The 23,011-nt window shown below is 65.5% G+C and carries 25 protein-coding genes; 10 read left to right on the top strand and 15 right to left on the bottom strand.

Translation table 11 applies throughout. From position 1 onward, the window contains the following. Positions 1–42: 42 nt before the first annotated feature. The gene (locus CUJ90_RS32330) at positions 43–312 is read right to left on the bottom strand and encodes a hypothetical protein (protein ID WP_152035338.1); all 270 of its coding nucleotides are present in this window, start codon (positions 310–312) and stop codon (positions 43–45) included. A 143-nt stretch (positions 313–455) separates the two neighbouring features. On the opposite strand from CUJ90_RS32330, the gene CUJ90_RS09065 reads away from it, so the two are divergent. Beyond that, a complete protein-coding gene (locus CUJ90_RS09065; RefSeq protein ID WP_114162478.1) occupies positions 456–770 on the top strand; it encodes a hypothetical protein in 315 nt (104 codons plus the stop codon). Here the strand turns inward: CUJ90_RS09065 and CUJ90_RS09060 are convergent. After that, the gene (locus CUJ90_RS09060; protein WP_073431499.1) at positions 760–1,146 is read right to left on the bottom strand and encodes a hypothetical protein; all 387 of its coding nucleotides are present in this window, start codon (positions 1,144–1,146) and stop codon (positions 760–762) included. The genes CUJ90_RS09065 and CUJ90_RS09060 overlap by 11 nt on opposite strands. A 343-nt stretch (positions 1,147–1,489) precedes the next feature. Here CUJ90_RS09060 and CUJ90_RS09055 point away from each other — a divergent pair, with 343 nt between their 5' ends. The 4 genes from CUJ90_RS09055 to CUJ90_RS09040 all read left to right on the top strand — a co-directional run bounded on the left by CUJ90_RS09055 (position 1,490) and on the right by CUJ90_RS09040 (position 5,937). Next, the gene (locus tag CUJ90_RS09055; RefSeq protein WP_073431498.1) at positions 1,490–1,927 is read left to right on the top strand and encodes an Hsp20/alpha crystallin family protein; all 438 of its coding nucleotides are present in this window, start codon (positions 1,490–1,492) and stop codon (positions 1,925–1,927) included. A 29-nt stretch (positions 1,928–1,956) separates the two neighbouring features. Beyond that, the gene (locus tag CUJ90_RS09050) at positions 1,957–2,364 is read left to right on the top strand and encodes an Hsp20/alpha crystallin family protein (protein ID WP_114163495.1); all 408 of its coding nucleotides are present in this window, start codon (positions 1,957–1,959) and stop codon (positions 2,362–2,364) included. A gap of 501 nt (positions 2,365–2,865) precedes the next feature. Further along, positions 2,866–4,605: a methanol/ethanol family PQQ-dependent dehydrogenase gene (locus CUJ90_RS09045; RefSeq protein WP_114162477.1), complete on the top strand. Its 1,740-nt coding sequence runs from the start codon at positions 2,866–2,868 to the stop codon at positions 4,603–4,605. A 90-nt stretch (positions 4,606–4,695) separates the two neighbouring features. Beyond that, positions 4,696–5,937, top strand: coding sequence for a c-type cytochrome (locus CUJ90_RS09040; protein WP_114162476.1), 1,242 nt, complete (start codon positions 4,696–4,698; stop codon positions 5,935–5,937). Between the two features lie 213 nt (positions 5,938–6,150). Here the strand turns inward: CUJ90_RS09040 and pqqD are convergent, their stop codons facing one another. The 4 genes from pqqD to CUJ90_RS09020 all read right to left on the bottom strand — a co-directional run bounded on the left by pqqD (position 6,151) and on the right by CUJ90_RS09020 (position 11,411). Further along, entirely contained in the window at positions 6,151–6,432 is a 282-nt protein-coding gene (pqqD, locus tag CUJ90_RS09035; RefSeq protein WP_073431495.1) for a pyrroloquinoline quinone biosynthesis peptide chaperone PqqD, read from the bottom strand. A gap of 87 nt (positions 6,433–6,519) precedes the next feature. After that, the gene (gene pqqA, locus CUJ90_RS09030) at positions 6,520–6,594 is read right to left on the bottom strand and encodes a pyrroloquinoline quinone precursor peptide PqqA (protein ID WP_073431525.1); all 75 of its coding nucleotides are present in this window, start codon (positions 6,592–6,594) and stop codon (positions 6,520–6,522) included. 311 nt (positions 6,595–6,905) lie between these two features. Next, a complete protein-coding gene (locus CUJ90_RS09025) occupies positions 6,906–8,888 on the bottom strand; it encodes a sigma-54-dependent Fis family transcriptional regulator (RefSeq protein ID WP_114162475.1) in 1,983 nt (660 codons plus the stop codon). Between the two features lie 258 nt (positions 8,889–9,146). Then, positions 9,147–11,411 carry a LamG-like jellyroll fold domain-containing protein gene (locus CUJ90_RS09020; RefSeq protein ID WP_422879698.1) on the bottom strand — a complete coding sequence of 755 codons (2,265 nt, stop codon included), beginning with the start codon at positions 11,409–11,411 and terminating at the stop codon, positions 9,147–9,149. A gap of 716 nt (positions 11,412–12,127) precedes the next feature. Between CUJ90_RS09020 and CUJ90_RS09015 the strand changes: the two genes are divergently transcribed. Then, positions 12,128–12,319: a DUF2964 family protein gene (locus CUJ90_RS09015; RefSeq protein ID WP_073431493.1), complete on the top strand. Its 192-nt coding sequence runs from the start codon at positions 12,128–12,130 to the stop codon at positions 12,317–12,319. Positions 12,320–12,395: 76 nt separating this feature from the next. Here CUJ90_RS09015 and CUJ90_RS09010 read toward each other — a convergent pair whose 3' ends face one another. Continuing rightward, positions 12,396–12,770, bottom strand: a complete 375-nt coding sequence (locus tag CUJ90_RS09010; protein WP_114162474.1) for a DUF3564 domain-containing protein — start codon at positions 12,768–12,770, stop codon at positions 12,396–12,398. Positions 12,771–12,839: 69 nt separating this feature from the next. Then, positions 12,840–13,163, bottom strand: coding sequence for a c-type cytochrome (locus CUJ90_RS09005; RefSeq protein ID WP_422879697.1), 324 nt, complete (start codon positions 13,161–13,163; stop codon positions 12,840–12,842). A 242-nt stretch (positions 13,164–13,405) separates the two neighbouring features. Here CUJ90_RS09005 and CUJ90_RS09000 point away from each other — a divergent pair, with 242 nt between their 5' ends. Both CUJ90_RS09000 and CUJ90_RS08995 read left to right on the top strand, forming a co-directional pair. Continuing rightward, entirely contained in the window at positions 13,406–13,681 is a 276-nt protein-coding gene (locus CUJ90_RS09000) for a DUF1488 family protein (protein WP_083084292.1), read from the top strand. A gap of 92 nt (positions 13,682–13,773) precedes the next feature. Next, positions 13,774–14,760 carry a zinc-dependent alcohol dehydrogenase family protein gene (locus CUJ90_RS08995; protein ID WP_114162472.1) on the top strand — a complete coding sequence of 329 codons (987 nt, stop codon included), beginning with the start codon at positions 13,774–13,776 and terminating at the stop codon, positions 14,758–14,760. 84 nt (positions 14,761–14,844) lie between these two features. Here CUJ90_RS08995 and fnr read toward each other — a convergent pair whose 3' ends face one another. The 7 genes from fnr to CUJ90_RS08960 all read right to left on the bottom strand — a co-directional run bounded on the left by fnr (position 14,845) and on the right by CUJ90_RS08960 (position 21,709). Beyond that, positions 14,845–15,633, bottom strand: a complete 789-nt coding sequence (fnr, locus tag CUJ90_RS08990; RefSeq protein WP_073431489.1) for a fumarate/nitrate reduction transcriptional regulator Fnr — start codon at positions 15,631–15,633, stop codon at positions 14,845–14,847. Beyond that, positions 15,626–16,057 carry a response regulator gene (locus CUJ90_RS08985; RefSeq protein WP_114162471.1) on the bottom strand — a complete coding sequence of 144 codons (432 nt, stop codon included), beginning with the start codon at positions 16,055–16,057 and terminating at the stop codon, positions 15,626–15,628. The genes fnr and CUJ90_RS08985 overlap by 8 nt, the downstream gene beginning before the upstream one ends. A gap of 249 nt (positions 16,058–16,306) precedes the next feature. Next, a complete protein-coding gene (locus CUJ90_RS08980) occupies positions 16,307–16,954 on the bottom strand; it encodes a response regulator (RefSeq protein ID WP_114162470.1) in 648 nt (215 codons plus the stop codon). Further along, complete coding sequence (locus CUJ90_RS08975; protein WP_114162469.1) at positions 16,951–18,297, bottom strand: PAS domain-containing sensor histidine kinase; 1,347 nt, start codon at positions 18,295–18,297, stop codon at positions 16,951–16,953. Before CUJ90_RS08975 ends, CUJ90_RS08980 begins: the two co-directional genes overlap by 4 nt. A 261-nt stretch (positions 18,298–18,558) precedes the next feature. Then, on the bottom strand, positions 18,559–19,074 hold the full coding sequence (locus CUJ90_RS08970) for a universal stress protein (RefSeq protein WP_114162468.1): 516 nt from the start codon (positions 19,072–19,074) through the stop codon (positions 18,559–18,561). Between the two features lie 37 nt (positions 19,075–19,111). Further along, positions 19,112–19,960: a universal stress protein gene (locus tag CUJ90_RS08965; RefSeq protein ID WP_114162467.1), complete on the bottom strand. Its 849-nt coding sequence runs from the start codon at positions 19,958–19,960 to the stop codon at positions 19,112–19,114. Between the two features lie 117 nt (positions 19,961–20,077). Then, complete coding sequence (locus CUJ90_RS08960; protein WP_114162466.1) at positions 20,078–21,709, bottom strand: oleate hydratase; 1,632 nt, start codon at positions 21,707–21,709, stop codon at positions 20,078–20,080. 351 nt (positions 21,710–22,060) lie between these two features. On the opposite strand from CUJ90_RS08960, the gene CUJ90_RS08955 reads away from it, so the two are divergent. Together CUJ90_RS08955 and CUJ90_RS08950 are read left to right on the top strand one after the other, a co-directional pair. Next, on the top strand, positions 22,061–22,405 hold the full coding sequence (locus CUJ90_RS08955) for a hypothetical protein (protein WP_073431522.1): 345 nt from the start codon (positions 22,061–22,063) through the stop codon (positions 22,403–22,405). A 48-nt stretch (positions 22,406–22,453) separates the two neighbouring features. Further along, positions 22,454–22,927 (top strand): universal stress protein, encoded by a 474-nt coding sequence (locus CUJ90_RS08950; RefSeq protein ID WP_073431482.1) that lies wholly within the window; start codon positions 22,454–22,456, stop codon positions 22,925–22,927. Positions 22,928–23,011: the final 84 nt, after the last annotated feature.

The raw sequence follows: 23,011 nt of genomic DNA, 5'->3' as shown, positions 1-23,011 counted from the left end.
CATCCGCATGATGTTCGCGCGGCCACGGCGGCTACGGGTTCTTCATGCCTCCTCGTCCGACTCCGGGGACCCGGTTTCCGACAGATCGTCGTCCCGAACTTCGGCTTCGCGCACACTCGTGCCTTCGTCGTCGGTCTCCGACACATCGGTCTTGAACGTGCCCGGTTCGCCGGCCTCTTCATCGGGGGATGCACGCCCTGGTTGACCGGTCTCCACATCGGGCGATGCACGGCCTGGTTCATTGGGTTCATTGGGTTCAGCGGGCTCAGTGGGTTCATTGGGTTCAGCGGGCTTTTGTGCTTGCGTGGCCATGATTCTCTCCTTCGAGATTGAGGGTGCCTGGGCTGCGAGCAACGATCAAGCCCGCCGTTGCGGCGGCGCGGCGCGCGGCTTGGCGCACCGGGCATGGGCAATGCGGCCTTGTCGTCAAAAGGCCCACGAGGCAGGAGGTTCACATGCGAGTACAGACGATAGCCATTGCGAACCTGCTGGTGACCTCGACTGCCATGCCCGATTCCGACGGCGGTTTTCTATGGGCCGTGTTCGTCACGGAAAGGAATCCGGAACACCGGTCGATTCTCGAAAGGAGAGGAACCTGTGGACATGTGCCGAGAGGCGATGCGCTCGACATCGCGGCGCGCATGGCTCGCGAGATCGCCATCGGCCTGGCCGTGCTGGCCGACGATGCGCTCGCGTCCAGAACGGCCGGCGGCGTGGCGCCGCTCGCCCGCTCTGCGGCACCGCCGCCGGCCACCGCGCTCACTGAATAGGCGGCACGGTGCCGGTCTTCTGCGCGAGCAGGCGTTCATAGACGCCGAAGCGCAGTTCCACCTCCTGCTCGCTCAATCGTTCAATGCTCAACGTGACCTTGTCCGCCGGCAGGCCGAAGACCGTGGAGAGCGCGACTTCGATCGGCGCGGCGCTCGCCAGATCCTGCTCGACGGTGGTGGCGACCGTGATCTCGAAGCTGCCGTCCTCGTCTCTCAGCAGAACCTCGACGAGCCGGGCGCGCGCGCTCATGTTGTTCTCGATCGCCAGCTTCGCGACTTCGGCGAGCGTGCGCAGCGTGGCGGTCGGAAAGCCGCGGGTCGCGCGCAAGCGAGTCCGGTGTTTGCCGAAAGTGACCCATTCCGCGTCAAAACTCATGATGCCTCCAGGGGTGAATCGGGTTGCAAGGGAATCGGGGGAGAGTGTAGGGATGGGCCAACGATTTTCAAGGGCGGCGAGGGCCGCTTTCGCTCAAAAAATTTCGCCGGGCGAGCTCTTGAAACCGCCTGGCCTCGACCTATTTTCCGGTCATCACCGTGCAGTCGCTTCTCGCGTTCGCGTCCTGCGTTGCGTGAATCGCGCTGCGTGTTTAACTCGTGTTTCGACTCGTGTTTCAACTCGTGTTTCAACTTATTTTTCGGCGGTAAGGCGGATGAACCCGGAGCGCGTTTGCCCATTCGTCGCCTTGCCTTAATTAAGGAGCTTACGGAGGACCCAAGCCATGAGTGACTTCTTTTTTGGACTTCCCCTGTTCGACGATTTCGAGCGTCTGCAACGCCAGATGACCAACCTGCTGACCGGCGCGCCCGTCAGCATTCGCGCGGGCCGCTTCGGCGCGTTTCCGCCGATCAACCTGGGCAGCACGGACGATTCGGTGGAGATCGTCGCCTTCGCGCCGGGCATCGATCCCGCGAAACTCGAAGTGACGGTCGACAAGGGCCTGCTCACGATCAACGGTGAACGTGAAGCGGCGCCCGACGCGGAAGGCGAGAGCCGCAGCTACGCGCGCGAGCGTTTCACGGGCAGTTTCCGGCGCGCCGTCGAGTTGCCGCGCGATGCCGATCCCGACAACGTGCGGGCGCGCTACGTGAACGGTTGCCTGATCGTCACCGTGGGTAAGCGCGAATCGTCGAAACCCCGCTCGATTGCGATTCAGTGAGCATTGCGATTTTCATCAAGGAGCTTGCCATGAACGACAAAACTCAAGTGACCGAGCGCGACACGAGCGCAGTCGCTCAACGCACGGGCGAGCGCTCGTCGAAGACGCCGGCCGTCGTGCCCGCGGTGGACGTGGTGGAGGACAAGCACGGCATCACGCTGTGGGCCGACTTGCCGGGCGTCACGCGAGAAAAGCTCGACCTGCGCGTGGAAGGGCCGAACCTTTTCATCGAGGCCGAAGCCACCGTGCCCATGCCCGCCGAATTGCGCGTGCATCACACGGAGATGCAGCAGCCGCGTTTCGCGCGCGCGTTCACGCTGAGCGCCGACTTCGACACCGCGCAGATCGACGCCAGCCTGAAGGACGGCGTGCTCAAGCTGACGATTCCGCGCAGGGAAGAAGCGCGTCCGCGGCGCATCGACGTGAGCGTCGATTGAAGCCGGCGGCGCTAGTGCGTCGAGGCCGCCTCGTTGCGTAGTCTTAGCCGCGAGGCGGTGGGGTCCGTCGCAGGGTTTAACGCTGCGACGGACCGCCGCTCAACCGCGTCAACCGCGGCTTCCCCTTCCACCCGACACCCCCGATTCCCAGCCCGCCGACGCTGATCCAGCGCGGTCTTCTTCTCGCGGCCGATTCGCGGCCGATAACTGTCCTCTTTAGCAACACATTCCCCTTTTGCTTGCGCCAGCGTGCAACACCGCGAGGCACGCCGCGGCAAGCTGCCACACGAGCACCCCTGTTCCTTTTCACGCGCCGTCAAGGCTTCCCGAGACGCCGCGTCCCAATGGCATGCGACTTGCCTTGAACGGTCAGCAGCCAGTCTGCGTTCACTAGACGATGACGCCGCCCGCATGGCCTCGCGTCGAATAATTCCACAGCAATCTGCATGGGACCGGCGTCACGCTCCAAAGCGCGAACGCCGGTCCACACAGGAGACAAGGATGAAAGCACGTCCAATTTCGGCGACGCGGCCCACGGCGCTCGCGATGAGCATCGCCACGACGATCGGTCTGATGCTCGCCTCGGCAGCGGGATCAGCGGCGGGAGCGGCCGACTATCCGCCGGTCACGTACGAGCGGTTGACGGCGGCGCAGAGCGACCCCGGCTGGCTCACGTATTACCGCACCTACAACGGCCAGGCGCATTCGCCGCTCAAGCAGATCGACACGTCCAACGTGAAGGGACTCAAGCAGGTCTGGAGCTACAAGTTTCCGGCCGATCTGCAGCAAGGTTTCGAGGCGACGCCGATCGTCAATGGCGGCTATCTCTTCGTGACCACGCCGAAAGACAACGTGTACGCATTCGATGCCGCGACCGGCAAGCAGCTCTGGAAATTCGAGCCCAAGCTCGGCGCCGAGTCGTTCAAGACGGCATGCTGCGACGTGATCAACCGCGGCGTGGCGCTGTACGGCAAGAACGTCTATGTCGCGATGCTCAACGGCGAGGTCGTCTCGCTCGACGCGCAAACCGGCGCGCTCGCCTGGCGCAAGTCGATGTTCGAGCCGGGCCTCGGCTACGCGTTCTCCCTCGCGCCGCTCGCGCTCGACGGCGCGCTGGTGGTCGGCAGCGCAGGCGGCGAATACGGCGCGCGCGGCTTCATCGCCGCGCTCGATCCCGCCGACGGCAAGGTGCTGTGGAAGCGCTTTACCGTCCCCGCAGCCGGCGAGAAGCACGCCGACACGTGGCCGAAGGGCATGCAGGAGCATGGCGGCGCGCCGGCCTGGCTGACGGGCACTTACGACGCCGCATCGAAAACGCTCTACTGGGGCGTCGGCAATCCTGGGCCGTGGCTCGCCGATCTGCGTCCGGGCGACAACCTCTACTCCGACTCGCTGCTCGCGCTCGATCCGAAAAACGGCGATCTCAAATGGCACTACCAGTACACGAAAAACGATACGTGGGACTACGACGGCGTCAACACACCGGTGCTCGCCAATATCAAGTATCAGGACAAGGATTACGACGCGATCATCCACGCCGACCGCAACGGCTATTTCCATGCGATCGATCGCGGCACCGGCAAGCTGATCTACGCGAAGCCTTTCGTCAAGGCGACCTCGGTGACGGGCTATACGGAGGACGGCGCGCCGATCCAGGACAAGTCGAAGTATCCGAAGGCCGGCACGACGATCGAAACCTGCCCGAGTTTCCTCGGCGGCAAGAACTGGTGGTCGGTGTCATACGATCCGCAAAAGCACATCGCGATCGTGCCCGCGCTGCATGCGTGCATGTCGCTGTCCGGCAAGTCGGTCAATTACATGGAGGGGCTGCCGTATCTCGGCGAGGGCTTCGAGATCAAGCCGGAGCCCGGCAGCAAGGGTTATGGCGAGTTGCAGGCCATCGACGTCGATACCGGCAAGAAGCTCTGGAGCCACTGGAGCAAGCTGCCGTGGAACGGCGGCGTGGCGACCACCGCGGGCGGCCTGGCATTTAGCGGCTCGCTCGACGGCTACCTGTATGCGTTCGACGTGACGACGGGCAAGGTGCTGTGGAAAAGCCCGAAACTCGCGAGCGGGATCATCGCGCAACCGTCGGTGTTCGAGGTCGACGGCCGCGAGTACGTCGCGATCCTCGCCGGCTACGGCGGCGCCAATCCGATCTGGGGCGGCCCGATGTCCAAGGCGGCGGACAAGGTGCCACGCGGCGGCACGCTGTACGTGTTCGCGCTCAACAAGGGTTGAACTCCACATGGCCGCCGCGCCGGTTTGCGACACGCAGCTTGCGTGCGCCCTTCGATCGCGGCGGCCGGGCCTTTTCCGGAAAGCAGGATCATGAAGACTTCACTCCATTCGTTTGCTCTCGCCAGCGCGTTGCTGGCGACCGGCGCGCTCGCGCCTCAATCCGCTCTTGCCGGGACGGCCAGCGTGCGCGTCTGCACGTTCCCCGGCAGTCCCTCCACGGCGCTCGACGAGGCGGTGGCGCGCGAAGCGTTCCGCACCGCGGGCATCGCGCTGTCGCTCGCGCCGGGCGGCTTCGCCAGCAGCGACGACGACGGCGTGTCGCTGAAGGAACTCGACAAGGCGTTGGCGCGCAAATGCGACGTGATCGCGGGCTTCCCGCGCTCCGAGGTCGCGGACGGCGCCGCCGGCAAGCTCACGTTCTCGCGCGGTTATCTACAGTCGGGGTATGTGAGCGTCACGTCGCGCGGCTCCTCGGCGCAGGCCGGCGACGCCGAGGTGGTCGCGGCGACTTACGCGAGTCCCGCGCAACTGATCGCCGTGCAGCAACCCGGTGTCGAACTCGACCTGGAGAACACGGCGGAACTGACCGTCGACGCCGTGGCACGCGGACATGCGCGGCGCGCGATCGTCTGGTATCCGGCGGTCGTCGCTTATTCGATCGCGCATCCCGAGCGGCATTTCCAGATCGCCGGCACGCACTCGCCGTATGCGGACTGGCATCTGACCTTCGCGTTCGGCACGAACGGCGCCGCGTTGCGCCCGCGTATCGACGCCGCGCTGGAGAAAATGACGACCGACGGCAGGCTCGCCGCCTTGACCCGCGTATGGTGTCTGCCGGAAACGGCGCTGGCCGCCGCGCGACCGGCGGCCACGTTCGCCTATCGCGACGGCCCCGCACGCGGCAACGACGTCGGGCGGATGATGCGCGCGGGCGGCCGCGAGTCGCCGCAAGGCCGCTTCATCAAGGTCGATGCGAGCGCACCCGCCGAGGCGCCCGGCTTCGACCGCGCCCAGGTCGCGCACGGCAAGACGCTGTACTCCAGTTCGTGCGCGAAGTGCCACGGTCCCGATCTGCAAGGGCTGAATGCGCCCGCGCTGCGCGGGCCGTCGTTCGCGCCGGCCGCGAATGCGAAGCTCACGATCGGCGGGGTGTACGGCTACATGGCGAGCAATATGCCGGCGGATCGTCCCGGCAAGATGAAGCCGCAGGATTACGCCGACATCATGGCGTTCCTGCTGTATTCGAACGGCTATGGAGCCGGCAAGACGAAGCTGACCGACGACGCCGCGAAAGCGTCGACGACGCCGCTCAACGCGCGCGCCGCGCAATAGTGCGAAGGCCCGGCGCTCGCCGTGTGGGTGTGCGGCGAGCGCCGGGGGTCGGGTTCAAGAGCGATTGCGTGTTAGAGAAGATGCCGTGCGCGGCGCATGAAAACACACGCGATGCGAGAGGTCGGGTGAGCCTTATCAACAGCCATGACGACCTGCAAGAGCAAAGACCGCTCGGCCCTCCCACGATGCCCGCATCAGCCCCTGTCAATCGAGTCAATCGAGCCAGCCGCGTTGCCGTGCATGGTCGATGAAACGATAGATATCGGCGGCCAGATCGGACGCCCGAAACAGATCCTCCAGTTCACCGATGATGTCGTCCAGTTCGCGCGTGCCATCGCAGCGCGAGAGAATTTCGCCCGCGCTCGGGTTGAGCGTCACCCGACCTTCGGGATGGAGCAACACATAGGCATGCTGCCCGGCTTCCCATTGCAGGCGGAATATCGCGCGCAGGCGCGGCCGCAAGCTGAGGTAGCGCCGGATGTTCGGGGCGGTCATGGGAAGCGGGGTGTGGCTGAACGATGAGCAGGGCGCCGCCGCGCACGATGACGACTTGCAACGTGCGCGCGGCGCTTCATCGTTGCTTCAGCGAACGGCGATGTACATCGTGACTTCAAAACCGAAGCGCAGATCGGTATAGGCGGGGGTGGTCCACTGCATGGCTGTCTCCTTGGGTATGGCATGTGATGGGAAAAACCGCATGGTTGAAGCTAAGCGGCCGCGTCATTAAACGCAATGTCCATGCCGGATGGAGCGAAACGGAGCATCGAAGCGGTTAGCCGCGCAGCGATGACGCGGCCGTTGGAATCAACGCGGCATCAACCGCTTTTGCCTGCTGCTTGCGCGGATCTGGCGCATCGAACAGCGCAGCGCTGAACCGCGCGCTGTTCAATCGAAGAACACGCCTGTTGCAATATGGAACACCGTTGAACACGTGCCGTCGCGCCACGTCCGTACCGCTCGGTCCGTTGTCAGGCCTCGCCCGCGGTGCCGTCCGTGCTGGCTAGCGCCGGCAATTTGCGGTAGATGGTATTGCGCGACACGCCCAGCGCGCGGGCCGCCGCCGACACGTTGCCGCGATGCTGCGCGATGGCCGCGGCGATCGCGCTGGTGGTGACGTCGCGCAAGCGCTCGCCCTGCAAGGGAGCGGCTTCGGCGGGGCGCGCGCTGGGCGACGGGGCGCTGCGCAAGTCGTCGAAGAAGTCGTCGGGCAAGTGCTCGCGGCGAATCTCGCCGTCCTCGTCCACCATTGCGGCCGCGGTGCGCAGAAGATTGCCGAGCTGACGAAAGTTGCCCGGCCACGCGCACTGCTCGAACAGCGCCATCACGTCGGCGGCGACGCTCAGACGCCGGCCGTCGGGCTCATCGAGCGATGCGCAATGCAGCATCTTCTGGATCACGGCTAGCAGGTCCGTGCGCTCGCGCAGCGGCGGCAGTTTCACCACCAGACCGTTCAGGCGGTAGTACAAGTCCTCGCGGAAACAGTTCTGCGCGATCATCTCGCGCAGATCGCGATGGGTCGCGCAGATGATCGCGATATCCACGGGAATCGATTTGGTCGAGCCGAGCGGATTGACGAGACGCTCCTGCAACACGCGCAGCAGCCGCACCTGGAGCGGGTAGGGCATGTCGCCGATCTCGTCGAGAAACAGCGTGCCGCCGTTCGCCTGCAGCAGCTTGCCGGCCGCGCCCTTGCGGCGCGCGCCGGTGAAGGCGCCTTCTTCATAGCCGAACAGTTCGGATTCGATCAGGCTTTCCGGTATCGAAGCGCAGTTCACCGCGACGAACGCCCCCGACCTGCGCGGCGAATCGTTGTGGATCGCCTGCGCGAGCAGTTCCTTGCCGGTGCCCGTCTCGCCGGTGATCAGAATGGGGATGTCCTTGCCGAGCACCTTGCGGACCTTGGTGATGACCGTGGCAATCTGCGGATCGCCGGTGTCCAGATAGCTCAGTCTCGACAGCGCGCCCGCGGCCACCGCCGGCGGCGGCGCGTCGGGGCGCGGCGCGGGCTTCTCCGCGCGCGGCGCAGGCGGCGGCACGCCGTCCTCGGCGAGCGTGGCGCGGCGGAATTCGACGCGCGCGCAAACCACCGCGCCGTTATGCAGGTTCAACGACAGATTCCGGTCGCCGCCCGCACGCAGACGGTCGATCAACTGCGGACTCGTCAGGCCGAACAACGAGAACAGCGTATGCGCGCGCAAGGCGGTGAGCGGCAGGCCCAACTGGAATTGCGCGCTGCGGTTGGCGGACAGGAAGCGGCCATCGCAGGTGAACGCGGCGATGCCTTCCATCAGCGTGCCGAGAAACTCCGGCCGGCCGTGAAAGGCGATCCGCAAGGTCTCGCGGAAGGTATTGGTGAACAGATGATTCTCGATCATCTGCACGGACATCTTGGCGAGCGCCATCGTGTGTTGATGGTAGCTGCGATGGTCGCCGCTCACGTCGAGCACGCCGATCAGATCGCCATATGGATCGAGGATCGGCACGCTCGAACAGGTCAGAAAGCGGTTGGCCGCCAGATAGTGCTGCTCGCCATGCACGACGGTCGGCGAGCATTCGGCGATCGCGGTGCCGATCGCGTTGGTGCCCTGGCGGTCCTCGGCCCAATTCGCGCCGGGGCGCAGCGCCACTTTCTCCGCGCGGCGCAAAAACTCGTCGTCGCCGATCGAATGAAGAATCAGCCCTTCTGCGTCGGTCAGCACGATCATGCTTTGCGTGTTGACGATCTGCTCATGCAGCGTTTCCATCACCGGCGTGGCATGCGCGCACAGAATGCGGCTCTGTTCCAGCCGCAACGCGAGTTCGGCGGCCGGCAGGACGTCGTAGTCGGGCCGCATCAGGGAACTGAGGCCGAACGTCTGCGAACGCTCGTGGGACTTCTGAATGGATGGCGTGAGCCAGCCCGCTTCATGCGGGGCGATTGGGGTCATGGCGTGATGAACGGCATCGCGCATTTGTCTCCTCCTGCTGGTCAGGTCTGGTCGATCGCCAGAACCGTATGGGCACATCGCTTAAAGCAAATCGCGCGCCAGTTCGCGATTTTTTGGGCCGCGTAATGCTGGTTCATGCGCGGCCCATGCGTTGCATGTTGTTCCTGAACGCAACCCAGGGATTGACCTGAATCAACGCAGCGCGCATTGAATGCGCCCGAGGCGGGGCGCTCAATGCTAACGCTGCGTCGATGAGGTGCCCGTCGAGATGCCGGCCCGTCGCTACGCGGAGATCAATGCCGTGATCTGCTCGGCGCTGAGCGCGTTGCGATAGACGCGGAACTCGTCGATCGAGCCGTTGAAATACGGATCGGCGAATTGCGAACGGCCGATCCAGTTCTGGCTCGTGCTTTCCAGGCGGAACGGCGCGAACGACATCGCCGTGTTGGTGCCGATCGCGGCGCCGTTCAGGTACAGCGTGCCGACGCCGCCCGACAGCGTCACCGCGACGTGCGCCCATTGTCCGGTGGGCAGGGCCACATTGCCGTTGATATCCTGCTCGCCGGCCCCACCGTTCAAGGTGATCGCAAAGCGCGCGAGCCCGTTGTTGGCGCGTGGCGTCAGCATCATGTAGCGGCCCGTGCCGGCGCCGAAATCGAACACGCGCTCCCAGGTTCGCGCCGCGTTCCAGTAGACCCAGGCCGCGATCGTGAAGTCGGCTACGTCGGCGACCAGATCGACGGGCAAGCTGACATAGCCGGTGCTGCCGTCGAGCGAAACGGCATTGCCTTTCTTGCCGGGCACCCGGCTCGCCCCGCCGACGAGCGTGCCGGCATGGCCGTTGCCGCTCGAATCGGCCGCGCTCGTGCCGCTCGTTTCGTCGAAGGCGAGCCACGTTTGCAGTTGCACCGCGGTGACCGCCACCGCCTCGTTCGACGCGGCCGTTTCGCCGGACGGCGTCGTGGCCGTGACGACGTAGTACCAGGTGCCGGCCGCCACGGCGCTGTCCGTGTAACTGAGCAGATCCGTGACGCCGCTCGCGATCGACGTGTACGGACCGCCCGCCGTGCTGCCGCGCTTCACGTTGTAGCTCGTCGCATAGGCGGTTCCCCACCACGACAGGATGACTTGCCCCGCGCTGACGGTCGCGGTGAGTCCGCTCGGCGCTGCGCCGCTCGCGATCGGATCGCGCGTGCAGGTGAGGGTGCCGTAGCCGAGCTGGTCGTAACCGCCGCTGTTCGGGCCGTAGTTGCCGCCGCCGCCTTCCGGTTGAACCAGCGCCGCGAATTTCTGCGTGTACGGCGCGGCCAGGCCCTTGCGGTTGACGTAGTGGTTATAAACGAGCGCCCAGCAGGGCCGGATCGTGCCTTGAGAGGCTGTCGAGAACACCGTCTGATTGACGTTGTCGACATTGTTGTAGCGCACATAGGGCACGGTGTAATACGTCGTGCCCGATTCGATCAGGTTGCCTTTGGCGACGTATTCCGCGCCCATCAGGAAGCGGTTGTTGTCGTAGCCGTAGAGGTCCACGCCCTGGTTCCAGGCCATCTCGCAGATCGCGCCGCCGAGCGCGATGCCGAGCGTGTTGTGCCCCTGGTCGCGTCCCGATTCCTGCCATTGCCCGAGATAGCCGGGGTGCACGTAGTACACCGCGTTGAAGATCGCGCCGTTGCCCGCGCCGCTCTTGAAGTAGGACACGGCTTCGTCGAACAGGGCCTGGTCGTCGCATAGCACGCCGATCGCCATGATCGACGCCATGTTGCACAGATCCCAGTTGGCCCAATAGTGGGTCGCCTGGGTGTTGTTGTGCCGGTTGAGGAAGTCGTGATTGATCGGATAGAAGATGTTGCGCATCATCGCCTGGAAGCGCGCGAGGTCGGCGGCGGCCCAGCCTGAATACGTGCGCATGATTTCGCCGGCGTTGGCGAATTCATAGCCGTAGATGCCGGCCGCGAGATCGACGTCCGTGGAGCCGCCGAGGCCGGTCAACGTCGAGGACCACGCGTTCATGATCTGCACCGACTTGTCCGCATACGCCGTGTTGCCCGTCACTTTCCAGCGCAGCGCGCACGCGTAGGCCGCCGCGATGTCGTTGAACAGCAGCGAGTAGTTCTGCGGGTGAACGCCGTCGTCGCCGCGGTAGACCACCGCTTGCGGACGCGGCGTCCATGACAGGCTCGCGTGACTGTTCGCGATCAGGATGTTCCAGCTGTCGACCCACGGAGACGCCTGCGCCGCGACCTTCTGGCTCATCCGGTCGAAGTCGGCCTGGGTATGCAGCAGGCCGGGATGCACGAACGCGCCGGATGACGCGCTGTTCGCCACGGCTTGCAGCGACCGCGGCGACGATTGCGCCGATGATTGGGTCGACGACTGCGCCGAGGTCGCCGCGGACGCGCCGCCTTCCGCGCCGCCGCCGCAGGCGGACAGCGCCAACGCGCCGAGGCTGTAGAGGAAGGTGCGGCGCGACATGCCTTCGGCGATGTCCGCCTCGTTGGCGAGGCTCTCCGATGGTTCAAACCACGGATCAGGCGAAGCTGAATTCATGTGTGCCTCTGGTGCAACGGCCTTGCTCGATTTCGCCCGCTTCATGCGCTTCTCCGCTCCTGATTAGGACGGCTCCGGGGTGGGTTCATGAACCCTTGCGGTGGCCGCCGATGGTTGGCAAACGTTTGCTCTTGCGGCCGCGATCCGTGTTGCCGGCATGCGCCGGCGAACGACATCATCGTGGCTTATTCGTGCTGCGGTTTAGTGACTCGCGATTTGCGACATACGCGTTAATTCGTATAAAACTGATTTGCCGGCATTCGCTTTCCATTCGCTTACATGAATGCGCGGCTCGTGCTGCTGCGATGAATGGAATTCGGATATCGCTCCAATCCTGTCGAGCGATAAGAGGCGCGTATCCCAAGCGCGTATCCAAGGTAGACGGCCACGACGAGGGGTTCTGAAGAGCAAAGCCGGGCGCTATTTTATTGGATCGGGCCGGTCGCCGGTTTTCAATTGCATTAATACAAAGGCGCAATGAAAAAAACAGGGATTCCCTATATGGGAATCAGGATTGCCTTACACGGAAAACCGGCAAATTGCTCCGCGATGCGACGATCGCATCGAGCTTCGTGAGGTCATCGGGGAGACGCCATGGCCTGCCGGTTTCGCGTTCTTTCCGGCGCATGCCGACTATGTTGATATCGGTCAAGCGAAATCAGCCCGCGAGAGCGATGATGTCTTTATCACTCCGTCCAGGCTCCGTGGAGGGCATCATGGTCCGCTCAGAAAGCAGAATCGTTTTTTCGGCCATTGCCGTATTCGTGGCGTTGGCGGGCATTGCTGCGTCGATCCGCGGTTTGCTGTTCGATGCGCCGCAGTTCTTCCACTACGGTGTCGCGGCCGTGATTGGCGGTGTCGCGTGCTTTGTGCTCTTGCTCAATCCGACGCGCAACGGCGATACGTAAACGTAGGGTAAGCGCGGTGGTCGGCACCGCGCCGCGAGCGGGTGGCCGGCGCCAGCCGGCGTTTTACGCTGCTTCGTTACGCTTCCTCGCCGGCAGCGAACAAGCCGTGTTCCGGCTGCGCCTGCTCGTTGTCGACACACTGCACATGCCAGTGGCCGGTCATCAGGAGGCGGCCGCGTTCCGCGCAGCACTGCGCGCGTCCGGTCTCGCCTTCGAACGGCCCGCTGCGGTCTTTCAGATCGAGGCCTTCGAGCACGCAGAGGGGCGACGCATCGCGCGGGCCGCACATAAGGGTATTGCCGCCATCCACCTGCAGCGTGCCCCATTCGGGCAGGTCGAGCCCGTGGTGGCCTTCGCGCGACCATTGCCGCGTGTCCTTGTCCAGCCAGAGGATTGCAAATGCCATCGGGTGGGTGCAGTCGAAGGCGTCGAGGTGGACAGTGAGGCGCATGAAAATTCTCCGAAACGGGCGGTCCGGTTCAGGCGGAGCAGACCGCGGAAGTCATGATTCAAAAGCGGGTCATTGACTCAACACCCACTGCACCAGCGTGTGCGCATCCTCCGGGGACAGCGGGCCGCCGCGATCGGCCGGCAGCGGCATCGGCGTATCGCCCCAATGCGCCTTGCCGCCGAGCCGCAGCTTGTGTTCGAGCATGAACTGCGCGTTCGGCACGTCGCGGTAGCGCTCGGCGATCTGCTGAAACGACGGCGCGAGGAACGGCGCATCGCGCGTGTGACAAAACATGCAGTGATGCTGATCGACCAGCGCGGCGGGCTCCGGCGCGGCGGCGGCCAGCACGAACCCGGCACGTGCCACCAGATAGTTTCTGGACAGGACGTTCACGGCACGCGCTCCTTGGCGACGGGGATGAACCCAGTGTAAGGGCCGCGCTCCGGGTGCGATTGACCTCGGTCAACGAGGACGCAGGGCCTGAGTTTGACGAATCGCGCCAGGCTCCTATGCTGATGACAGGCGGTGCGGGGCGACCCACGGACCGGGCCGCCTCGACGCGTGGTGCGCGATGCGCGGGTGGGCGGAGACGCCGCTTAAGCCTCGCATCCTGCGCAAGGAACCAGGTGGTGATGATGAAGATTCATTTTCCCGAGGAACGTCCGGAATATTGCGCGCGCGATCTCGTCGTCGCGTTTCCGGCCGAGGTGGATGGCGTGCGCGTGCAGTGCGCGATCACCGCGGAAGCGCTCGAGGATCATTTTGGCGCCGCGTCGCTGCGTGAGGACGATCTGATCGCCGCATTCGACTCGAACCGGCATCCGATCGAACACGCGGCAAGGCAACTGCTGAACGAAATCGGCGCCAAGCCGGTGCTCATGCACAGCGGGTATTTCCGCTTTTGCGACTGACTTCGCGTGAGGCGGCCGGACGCGCGGCCTGTTTCAATGCGTTGGGATGCGTTTCGATGCGCCGGCAGCCGCCCCGGTTCGAGGAGACTTTGATGCGTGCGATGGTATTCGACGGCAGCGCGTCGTCGCTGCATGAGCGGGATATGCCTGATCCGACGCCGGGCCCTGGGCAGATCCTGATCGATGTTCATACCTGCGGCGTGTGCCGCACCGATCTCCATCTGATCGACCATGAGCTGGAGCACCCAAAACAGCCCGTGATTCCGGGCCATGAAATCGTCGGCACGGTGGCCGAACTCGGCGCGGGCGTGGCGGGCTTCGCCGTCGGCGACCGGGTTGGGGTGCCGTGGGTGGGCCGCACCTGCGGGCATTGCCGCTACTGCCTGTCGGCGCGCGAAAATCTCTGCGGCGAGGCCGGCTTCACCGGTTATACGATCGACGGCGGTTACGCCGAGCGCACCGTCGCCGATAGCCGCTACTGCTTTCATCTGCCGGAGCACTACACGGATATCGAGGCGGCGCCGCTGCTGTGCGCCGGCCTGATCGGCTATCGCACCTTGAGCATGGCGGGCGACGCGCGGCGGATCGGCATCTACGGTTTCGGCGCGGCGGCGCATATCGTCGCGCAGGTCGCGCGTCATCAGCAGCGCACGGTGTACGCGTTGACGCGTCCGGGCGACGATGCGGCCCGGCAACTCGCGCTGCGTCTCGGCGCGGCCTGGGCGGGCGGCAGCGATGAGACGCCGCCCGACGAACTGGATGCCGCGTTGCTGTTCGCGCCGGTCGGCGCGCTTGTTCCGCAAGCCCTGCAAGCGGTGGCGAAAGGCGGTGTGGTGGTGTGCGGCGGAATTCACATGAGCGACATTCCGTCGTTCCCGTACGCGTTCCTATGGGGCGAGCGGCGCGTGGTGTCGGTCGCCAATCTGACGCGCGACGACGGGCTCGCCTTCATGCGCATCGCGGACGAGACGCGCCTCGCGATCGAAACGACGACTTATCCGCTGACGGATGCCAACCGCGCGCTGAGCGACCTGCGTGACGGCAGACTGACGGGCGCGGCCGTGCTCAGCATTCGCTAGCGTGAGCGGTTCGGGCGTGGTCCGCGTCGCCCCGCGTTTTGCGGTGCGTTCGGGCGAAAACCGCACTGCGGATCAAACCCGGAATCACACCCGCACGAGGCCCGCGTGATCCACGATCCGGATATCCTTGCCGCGTATGTCGACCAGTCCGTCGCGCTGGAACCTGGAGAGCATCCGGCTCACCGTTTCGAGCTTGATGCCCAGGTAGCTGCCGATTTCCTCGCGTGTCATGCGCAGATGAAATTCCGCCGGCGAATACCCGCGCAGTCGCAGGCGGTCCGACATATTCAGCAGGAACGTCGCCACCCGCTGATCGGCGGACATGGTGCCGAGCAGCAGCATCTGTGACGATTCGCGCACGATCTCGCCGCCCATCATCCGGTGCAGGTGCTGCTGGACGGCCTTGACCTCGCGGCACATGGCTTCGAGCAGATGGAACGGGATGATGCAGACCTTGCTGTCCTCGAGCGCCACGGCGTCGCAACTGTGGTGGCCGGAGCACACCCCGTCCAGCCCCAGCGAGTCGCCGGCGAGATGAAAACCGGTCACCTGCTCGCGGCCGTCGCGATGCATGACGACCGTCTTGAACGAGCCGGCGCGCACCGCATAGATGCTCTGGAACGAATCGTTCGCGCGGTAGAGGGTCTCGCCCTGTTTGATGGTCCGCGACGGGCAGATGAGCGATTCCATCCGTTGCAATTCCTCGGATGTCAGCCCTTGCGGCATGCAGATCGAGCGCATCGAGCAGGCCGTGCAACGTACCGCGTCGTTGCGCGGCGCCCGCGCGGTTGCCGGCTCGGCTGCGGGAGCGGGCGAGGCTTGCCGGGTCTTAAGCGAAGGCGACGTGACGGAATAGACGGCAACGTCAGACATGATGTGCTCCAGGTTGAGGAAGGGTGCGCGCGCGATGTTCGCCGGCGATCCGCTGGATCGCGTTGCGCGCTAGATTGAATTCGCTGGTCTTGTCGAAAAAGTAGTGAGCGCCGCTCGCGAGGCATGCGCTCCGGAACCAGGCGCCTGAACGGTTCGTCAGCACCATGACGATCACATGCGGCATGCGTTGGGCAAGCAACGCGAGCAACTCCATGCCGGTGCCGCCGTTCAGATGCAGTTCCGTCACGACCAGATCGACCGCGCCGGCGGCGATGCCCGCGAATGCCGCGCCGGGCTCCTCGGCTTGGCCGACGATCTCGACGCCGTCGAGCGCGCCGAACAGCGCGGCGATACGGTGCCGCACCAATGCGGCATCGTCGACGAGAAAGACGCGCAGCGCGGGGTGGTCAGTGCTTGAGTTCATGGCTCGAAGTATCGGTCGCGCCATATCTAAATGAAATCGGCGTCGAATGAACTTCGAGTAGGCGAGAGGGAGGCGCTGTAGGGCGTTTCCTACAGCGGGTGTGGAGCGGAGCGGGGATCGGCGAGTGGGCTAAGTGGGCAGAGTGCGCGGTGGGCGCGGTGGGTCGCGATGGGCGGCAGGAGCGAAAACGCGCGGCGGCGGGGTCCGTGCGCGTCGTGACCCGCAAGCCGATGCGAGTCACGCGGGCGTTTAGATGTCGTCCTCGTCGCTGACCAGCTTGTGACGCATCGCATAGCGCACCAGTGCCGCGTCGTGCGGCATCTGCATTTTCTCGAGGATCCGCGTCTTATAGGTGCTCACGGTCTTGGCGCTCACGCACAGTTCGGCCGCGATCTCGGTGATCGTCTGACCGGTGGCGATGCGCTTCAACACGTCGAATTCCCGATCGGACAGACGCTGATGCGGCAGCAGATCGGTGGGTTCGTTCAGGCTCTGCGCGAACCGCTCGGCCATCGCGAGGCTCACGTAGACACCGCCCGCGGCGACCTTGGTCACGGCGGCCACCAGCTCGGCGCTCGCGCTTTCTTTCGTCAGATAACCGGACGCGCCCGCCTTGAACGCGCGCACCGCGTATTGCTGCTCGGCGTGCATGGTCAGCACGAGAATGCGCAGCGTCGGCTTTTCTTCCTTGATCTGCTTGATCAACTCGACGCCGTTGCGGCCGGGCATGGACAGATCGAGCACCAGCACGTCGGCGGCCCGCTCGCGGATCAGCGCGACGGTGCTCGGGCTGTCGTTCGCTTCGCCGACCACTTCGAAGCCGCTTGCGCCCTCCAGGATATGGCGCAGACCGTCGCGCACCAGCGCATGGTCGTCGGCGATCAGGACGCGGGTCATGTTTGCATCTCCTGCATTTGCACGGTTTCCGCCGGAATGGTGACGCTCAGCACGAAGCCTTCGCCTTGCGCCGTATGAATGTCGACTGCGCCGCCGAGCATGTGCGCGCGTTCGCGCACGCCGAGCAAGCCGAACGACTTGCCGGCCGGCTCGGCTGCCTGCTGCGCGCCCTGGCCGTTGTCGGCGATGCGCAGCACGAAGGTCTGTTCCGCCGCGCGCAGGCTCAGCGTGACCAGCGTGGCGTCGGCATGGCGCGCGACATTGGTGAGCGCTTCCTGCACGATGCGGAACAGCGCGGTGGCGCCCGCCGGCGTGAAGCGCGCGTCGCCGGTTTCGATGTCGCGCTCCACGTCGATGCCGTAGCGGTTGGTGAAGTCGTTCGCGAGCCATTCGATCGCGGGAATCAGTCCGAGGTCGTCGAGCATGACCGGCCGCAGATCGGCGGCGATGCGCCGCACCGAGGCCACCGTCATGTCGATCAGCCGGCGCATGCCTTGCAGTTGTTCACGCACCGGCGCGCTCGCCGACGCATCCAGCGCCTGTTCGACCGACGAGATGTCCATTTTCAGCGCGGTGAGTTGCTGGCCGAGATCGTCGTGCAGTTCGCGCGCGATGCGCGTTTTCTCGTCTTCACGGATGTTCTGCAAATTGGCCGACAGTTCGCGCAGCTCCTCGCGCGCCTGCTGCTGCGCGCGCTCCGCCCTGACGCGTTCCGTGACGTCACGCAGCATCACCGTGTAAAGGCGCGTGTTGCCGTCGCGGATCTGCGAGATCGACGCCTCCAGCGGGAATTCCTCGCCGTTGGCGCGCAAGCCCGATAACAGCCGCTGCCTGCCCATCTGCCGGTCCGACACGCCTGTCTCGCCGAACTGCTCGACATGCCGCGCATGAGCCGCGCGAAACCGTTGCGGGATGAAGCGGTCGAGCGAGGAGCCGATCGCGTCCATGGCGGAACAGCCGAACACCTGTTCCGCCATCGGATTGAAGATGACGATGCGCTGCTGTTCGTCGATGGTGATGACCGCTTCCATCGAGGAGCGGATGATCGCCATCATGCGAGCCTCGTTCACGCCGGCGTGGCTGCTTCCGGGGCTTGCCTCGCTGTGTGCGGACGACCCGTCGCGACGCGCGCGCACGAGCAGGAACGCGCTCGTGGCCAGAAGCAGGGCGGCGGCGACGCAAATGAACAACACCGGGTCGAACCAGCGCCGCGCCGCCAGCATCGCGGCCAGCGTCACGACGAACGCGGCCGTGGCCGCGACTGCGGGCCGGGCCGCCAGCGAGCCCAGACGCTCGCGTGAAACGGCACTGGGCGGCAGGGGCGTCTTACCGCTAACGGGCATGTGCGCCTCTTTGGAATGACAACGGACAAGAATGGGGCGCGCCGCCCGACGAGGTCGGTGCAGCGGTGCGCGCGGCAAACACGCTGGTTCCGGGTGATTCCGTGATTCATGTGGCCGCAGGCCGCGGAAACACCGCGCGGAAAGTGTGTGTTTGCGTTCATTGTCCGTGAAACGCCCGCTTCATGCCAGCGCGAGCGCATAGCCCGAGCCGGGCAGCGGCATGGGCGCTGTCGTCGAGATGCGCCAGCAGCGTTGTGCGGTTCATGACGGCTCCTTGACCGATTCGCTCGCGGGCGGGGTGGCGTCAGCCGCGCTCGCCGCGGGCGATGCGCAATGCGCGGAGATCAGCAGCACCGGACGGTTGGCGATGCGCACAAAACGTTCGGCGACGCTGCCGAGCATCAGCCGCCGCACGCCGCGCCGGCCGTGCGTGCCCATCACCACGAGGTCGGCGTCGAACTCGTCCGCGGCGAGCCGGATGCGGTGCGCGATGTCGTCACCCGTCAGGTCGGTTTCGATCATGCGCGGCGAGCCTTTCACGCCCGCGCCGGCCATTCGCGCGGCGGCGTCGGCGAGCACGCGCGCGCTTTCCTCGACGAGCGCGTTGCGCACGTAGGACGGGTCATAGGCGGGCACGTCGTAGACCATCAGCGGCACGTCGACCACGTAGAGCGGCTGCAGTTGCGCGCTCGACTCGCGCGCCAGTTCGACGGCGGCAGCCAGCGCGCGCGACGAGGTGTCGCTGCCGTCGACGGCGACCAGAATCCTGTTGTACATGGCGAACACTCCTGAACGGGAAAGCAATCTGCCGTGCTCAATGCGACATCAGCACGGGCACCGTCATCGACTTGAGGATCGTGCGCGTGGCGCCGCCCATCATGAGTTCACGCCAGCGGGCATGGCCGTAGGCGCCCATCACCAAGAGATCGACGCCGCCGTCGGCGACCTGCGAGAGCAGCACCTCGCCGACCGAGCCGCCCGCTCCGGTTTCGGTATCGGCGACCTCGACCTTCACGCCATGCCGCGCGAGCACCGTGGCGATGTCCGCGCCGGGAAGACGGATGCGCTCGTCATCGTGCCGGCCCGCGTGCATCCCGTTCACGGTGAGGATCGTGGTGCTCGCCGCCGCGCGCAGGAACGGCAGCGCGTCGTGCACGGCGCGCGTGGCTTCGCGGCTGCCGTCCCACGCGACCAGAACCCGGTTGCCCGTGGCTCTGTCATTGCCCGCATACGGCACCAGCAACACCGGCCGGCCGCTCGTCAGAATCAGGTTTTCCGGAAAGAAGTCGCCGACATACGACTCGGGATCGGCGGGGTTGTCCTGGCCGGCCACGATCAGGTCGGCGCAGCGGCCCGCGCGCGGAATCGCGAGACTCGCGGGCGCGTCGATGGCGATCCACTCGCCGGGCACCTCGGCGCGCCGGAGTTCGGCGTGAAAGAGGCGCTCGAGCGCCGCGCGCCGCTCGGTGCGCCGCGCTTCCTGCTCCCGGTAATACTCCGCGGTTCCTGCTATCACATGGAGCGAACGCGGATCCGGTGAGAACACGGCATAGGCGCCCGTCAGATGCGCGCCGAACTGTTTGGCGAGCCGCAGGGCGATTTCGAGCCGCGGATGCGCGCGCTCGCTGGTGTCCAGGTGAACAACGATGGTTTTGTAGTTCATGACAGTCGCTCCGGAAAGAGACGGTGACGCACGGATCGTTGAGCCTGAGTCCAGCAACGATCGCGGCGGCCCCGTTGATGCAGATCAATGGCGGCAGGGGCGGCGCGCATGGCCCGCTCAGTGCCCGCGCAACGCGGACGCCGCGCCGTACACCACGCGCGCATCGTGCTGGCCTTTGTACACGGGCGGCGCCGACCGGTTCAAACCGAGCAGCGTATAAACGGCGGTCTGCGCGGACCGAACCGAATATTCGACGGTGAACACGACGTCGTTCGGCAGCTCGCAAAACTGTCCGATGAACGCGAGGTTCGCCCAGCCCTCGGGCACGACTTGCGGCCGGTCGCCGCGCTTGCGCCGCAGGAACTGGCTGGTCACGAACGGCATCAGGCACGGAATGCAGATCGCGTCGTCGAGAATGCGCGCGGCTTCCGCCTGAATGTGCAGATGGCCGAGCAGCTCCGTCATGATCTCGCGGCCCGTGCACTCGGCCATCGGCTTGCCGACGAAGTTGCCGGGCCGGTCGATGAAGAGCCCGTAACCCCAGAACACCTGGACGTCCTTCGGCTGGCCGATGAAATGCGGCTGGTGAGGCAGCACGATCGAGGCGAGCCAGTTCGATTGCGGGAAGGTGATCAGGCCGCCTTCGCCGGGCACGTTGCCGGTCAGATCGCGGACCAGCCGGAACAGCGTCGGATCGCGCAGCGTCGCTGTAAAGGACAGCCATTTGGATTCGTCGACATGATCGGCGAACACCGAGGGATGGCCGAATTCGGCTCGTCCGGCCGCGATGGTTTTCCACAGCGCCCATGCGCCGCTGCTGTCGGCATGATCGAACACGGCCGGGCGGTGCGTGCCGCCGAGGCTCGATCCCGCCGTCATCGAGCCGAGCGTGACGATGACCTTGTCCGCCGCGCCGACCGGAATCTCCAAGCGCCGCTTGTCGTGTTCGCAGACGATGCCCGACACGCGGTTCAGTTCGCCGCTTTCGTCATACCGCAGATCGACGACGCGCGTGTTGGCGCGAAACGCCACGCCATGCTCGTCGAGCCATTTGCGCAGCGGCCGCACCATCGAATCGTACTGGTTGTAGACCGTGCGCATGATGCCGTGCAACTGGTTGAAGCCCGAGGTCATATGCGCGAAGCGCAGCAGGTAACGGCGGAATTCGGCGGCGCTGTGCCACGGCTGGAAGGCGAACGTCGTGCACCACATGGTCCAGAAGTTGGTGTCGAAAAAGTCCGGTTCGAAGTGGTCGGAAATGCGGCTGTCGCCGAGCAGAATTTCCGGTTCGAGCGACAGGCGGCCGAGCGTCAGCAGATGCGTGTCGGCGAGCCCGTAGGCGGGCGCGTCCTCGCGCCGGCCGTCGCGCACGAGCCGCGCTTTCGACGAGGTGCGCAGCGTCTCGTTCCAGTCGAAGATTTCCTTGGTGACGCTGCCGTGGCCGTCGAGCGTGGGAATCGAATCGAACAGGTCGTAGGTGCACAGATACTTGCTTTCGAGCATGCGACCGCCGCGCACGACGTAGCCTTCCCGCGACGAACCGGTGCCGTCGAGGCTGCCGCCCGGCTGGTCGAGCGCTTCGAGAATCGTGATGCGGCAGCCGGGCATATCGGCGTCGCGAATCAGAAACGCCGCGGCCGCTAGCGACGCGATACCGCCGCCGATCAGATAGACATGGCCGGCGGCGCTCGCGTCGTCGCGAGCCTGATCCGCGAGCGGATGAGCAGGGAGAGAGTTGGAGTCGTTCATGTGATGCTCCCCGAAGGGTGATGGCCGTTGACGTATTACCCGGACCATACGCGCGCGGCGCAAAGGCGCGTTGCGTTGGATCAACCGGAGCGCGACCCGCGCTCGCCAGTGCGGTGCGCGTGATCCGTGCTTGATCCACGCTCACGCCGCCGGATTCCGCCCGCGGCATTCCGCGCCCGCGTTCGCGTTCGCACAGGCGCTGCGCGGCACTGCCGCGCCGTTGACGCATGTCAATCGCATGGCGCGAATAGCGCCGATCATGTATTCATCGGCTCGCTGTCGTTCGCGGCTTCCGTTCTGGCGACTGACGCCGCGACGGCCGATGAGTATCAAGGCACGCTCGGAGGCGGCATGGGAATCGATATGCAGATCGTGTACTTCGGGTTTGCGGGGTCCGCGCAAATCGAGGCCGAAGCCGCCGTTCAGTTCGTGCGGCTCGAGCGCTTCGGCAAATCCATTTCTGGTTGCCATCTCGCGATCGAGGCGATTCGCGAGCGTGCGCCGGATGGCACCTCACGCGGCGTGTTCGACGCCACACCGAATCACCTCATGTTCGATGCGCGACTCGATCTGGTTCTGCGCAACGGCGAACTGGTGCCGCTCGAACATCGGCAGAGCGCCGACCCCGACGCCGCCGTGCGCGCGGCTTTCGATGCGGCCGAACGCCTGCTCGAACGCGGCGTTACGCGGGTCTGATCGTCCAACGCCTGTCGCAACGTTTTATTCCTAGTCCCGGAGGCAGTCATGTATTCGAACATCGTGGTGGCCATCGACGGCAGCGCAGCCGCGAAGCGCGCGCTCGCCGAGGCGGTTCAGCTCGCGAAGCTCTCGCGCGGCAAGCTGACGGCGGTGTACGTGCTGGATCAGTCGGCGGCTTTCACGTACGCGGGCGCCTGCGATCCGCATCTGCTGACGGACGCCGCGCGGCAGGTCGGCACGAGTTTGCTGCATGACGCGCTCGCGCAGATGCGTGAGTTCAATGTCACGGGCGATATGGAGATCGTGGAGACGCAAGGCATCGGCGAGGACATTGCCGGCGCGTTGCTGCGCTGCGCGCAACGGCGCGGTGCGGATCTGGTCGTGATGGGCACGCACGGACGCCGCGGCTTGCGGCGCATGGTGATCGGCAGCGTGGCCGAGCGGTTCGTCCGCTTCGCGACGTGCCCCGTGCTGCTGATCCGTGAGGCGGGGGATACGGGTCAGCAGGCGGCGGCTTGATGAGCATTTCTCCGGTTTGCGCGGGTGCGGGCTGACGCTTCTTTCAGGTGAAGTGGCCGGTGATGCCGCGACGGATGCGTTGCT

It is taken from the genome of Paraburkholderia terricola (assembly GCF_003330825.1).
Classification (GTDB): Bacteria; Pseudomonadota; Gammaproteobacteria; order Burkholderiales; family Burkholderiaceae; genus Paraburkholderia; species Paraburkholderia terricola.
Note: the sequence above shows the minus strand (reverse complement) of the source record. Positions and strands in the feature narration are given on the sequence as shown.

What these genes read in the sequence shown, in the direction of transcription:
- CUJ90_RS08985 (WP_114162471.1), bottom strand. Translation starts at nt 16,057, where the DNA reads ATGAACTCAAGCACTGACCACCCCGCGCTGCGCGTCTTTCTCGTCGAC.
- CUJ90_RS09000 (WP_083084292.1), top strand. Translation starts at nt 13,406, where the DNA reads ATGAAGATTCATTTTCCCGAGGAACGTCCGGAATATTGCGCGCGCGAT.
- CUJ90_RS09045 (WP_114162477.1), top strand. Translation starts at nt 2,866, where the DNA reads ATGAAAGCACGTCCAATTTCGGCGACGCGGCCCACGGCGCTCGCGATG.
- CUJ90_RS08975 (WP_114162469.1), bottom strand. Translation starts at nt 18,297, where the DNA reads ATGCCCGTTAGCGGTAAGACGCCCCTGCCGCCCAGTGCCGTTTCACGC.
- CUJ90_RS32330 (WP_152035338.1), bottom strand. Translation starts at nt 312, where the DNA reads ATGGCCACGCAAGCACAAAAGCCCGCTGAACCCAATGAACCCACTGAG.
- pqqD (WP_073431495.1), bottom strand. Translation starts at nt 6,432, where the DNA reads ATGACCGCCCCGAACATCCGGCGCTACCTCAGCTTGCGGCCGCGCCTG.
- CUJ90_RS08995 (WP_114162472.1), top strand. Translation starts at nt 13,774, where the DNA reads ATGCGTGCGATGGTATTCGACGGCAGCGCGTCGTCGCTGCATGAGCGG.
- CUJ90_RS09040 (WP_114162476.1), top strand. Translation starts at nt 4,696, where the DNA reads ATGAAGACTTCACTCCATTCGTTTGCTCTCGCCAGCGCGTTGCTGGCG.
- CUJ90_RS08970 (WP_114162468.1), bottom strand. Translation starts at nt 19,074, where the DNA reads ATGTACAACAGGATTCTGGTCGCCGTCGACGGCAGCGACACCTCGTCG.
- CUJ90_RS09010 (WP_114162474.1), bottom strand. Translation starts at nt 12,770, where the DNA reads ATGCGCCTCACTGTCCACCTCGACGCCTTCGACTGCACCCACCCGATG.
- CUJ90_RS09065 (WP_114162478.1), top strand. Translation starts at nt 456, where the DNA reads ATGCGAGTACAGACGATAGCCATTGCGAACCTGCTGGTGACCTCGACT.
- CUJ90_RS08965 (WP_114162467.1), bottom strand. Translation starts at nt 19,960, where the DNA reads ATGAACTACAAAACCATCGTTGTTCACCTGGACACCAGCGAGCGCGCG.
- fnr (WP_073431489.1), bottom strand. Translation starts at nt 15,633, where the DNA reads ATGTCTGACGTTGCCGTCTATTCCGTCACGTCGCCTTCGCTTAAGACC.
- CUJ90_RS09015 (WP_073431493.1), top strand. Translation starts at nt 12,128, where the DNA reads ATGGTCCGCTCAGAAAGCAGAATCGTTTTTTCGGCCATTGCCGTATTC.
- CUJ90_RS08955 (WP_073431522.1), top strand. Translation starts at nt 22,061, where the DNA reads ATGGGAATCGATATGCAGATCGTGTACTTCGGGTTTGCGGGGTCCGCG.
- CUJ90_RS09055 (WP_073431498.1), top strand. Translation starts at nt 1,490, where the DNA reads ATGAGTGACTTCTTTTTTGGACTTCCCCTGTTCGACGATTTCGAGCGT.
- CUJ90_RS09050 (WP_114163495.1), top strand. Translation starts at nt 1,957, where the DNA reads ATGAACGACAAAACTCAAGTGACCGAGCGCGACACGAGCGCAGTCGCT.
- CUJ90_RS09020 (WP_422879698.1), bottom strand. Translation starts at nt 11,411, where the DNA reads ATGAATTCAGCTTCGCCTGATCCGTGGTTTGAACCATCGGAGAGCCTC.
- CUJ90_RS08960 (WP_114162466.1), bottom strand. Translation starts at nt 21,709, where the DNA reads ATGAACGACTCCAACTCTCTCCCTGCTCATCCGCTCGCGGATCAGGCT.
- CUJ90_RS08950 (WP_073431482.1), top strand. Translation starts at nt 22,454, where the DNA reads ATGTATTCGAACATCGTGGTGGCCATCGACGGCAGCGCAGCCGCGAAG.
- CUJ90_RS09025 (WP_114162475.1), bottom strand. Translation starts at nt 8,888, where the DNA reads ATGCGCGATGCCGTTCATCACGCCATGACCCCAATCGCCCCGCATGAA.
- CUJ90_RS09060 (WP_073431499.1), bottom strand. Translation starts at nt 1,146, where the DNA reads ATGAGTTTTGACGCGGAATGGGTCACTTTCGGCAAACACCGGACTCGC.
- CUJ90_RS08980 (WP_114162470.1), bottom strand. Translation starts at nt 16,954, where the DNA reads ATGACCCGCGTCCTGATCGCCGACGACCATGCGCTGGTGCGCGACGGT.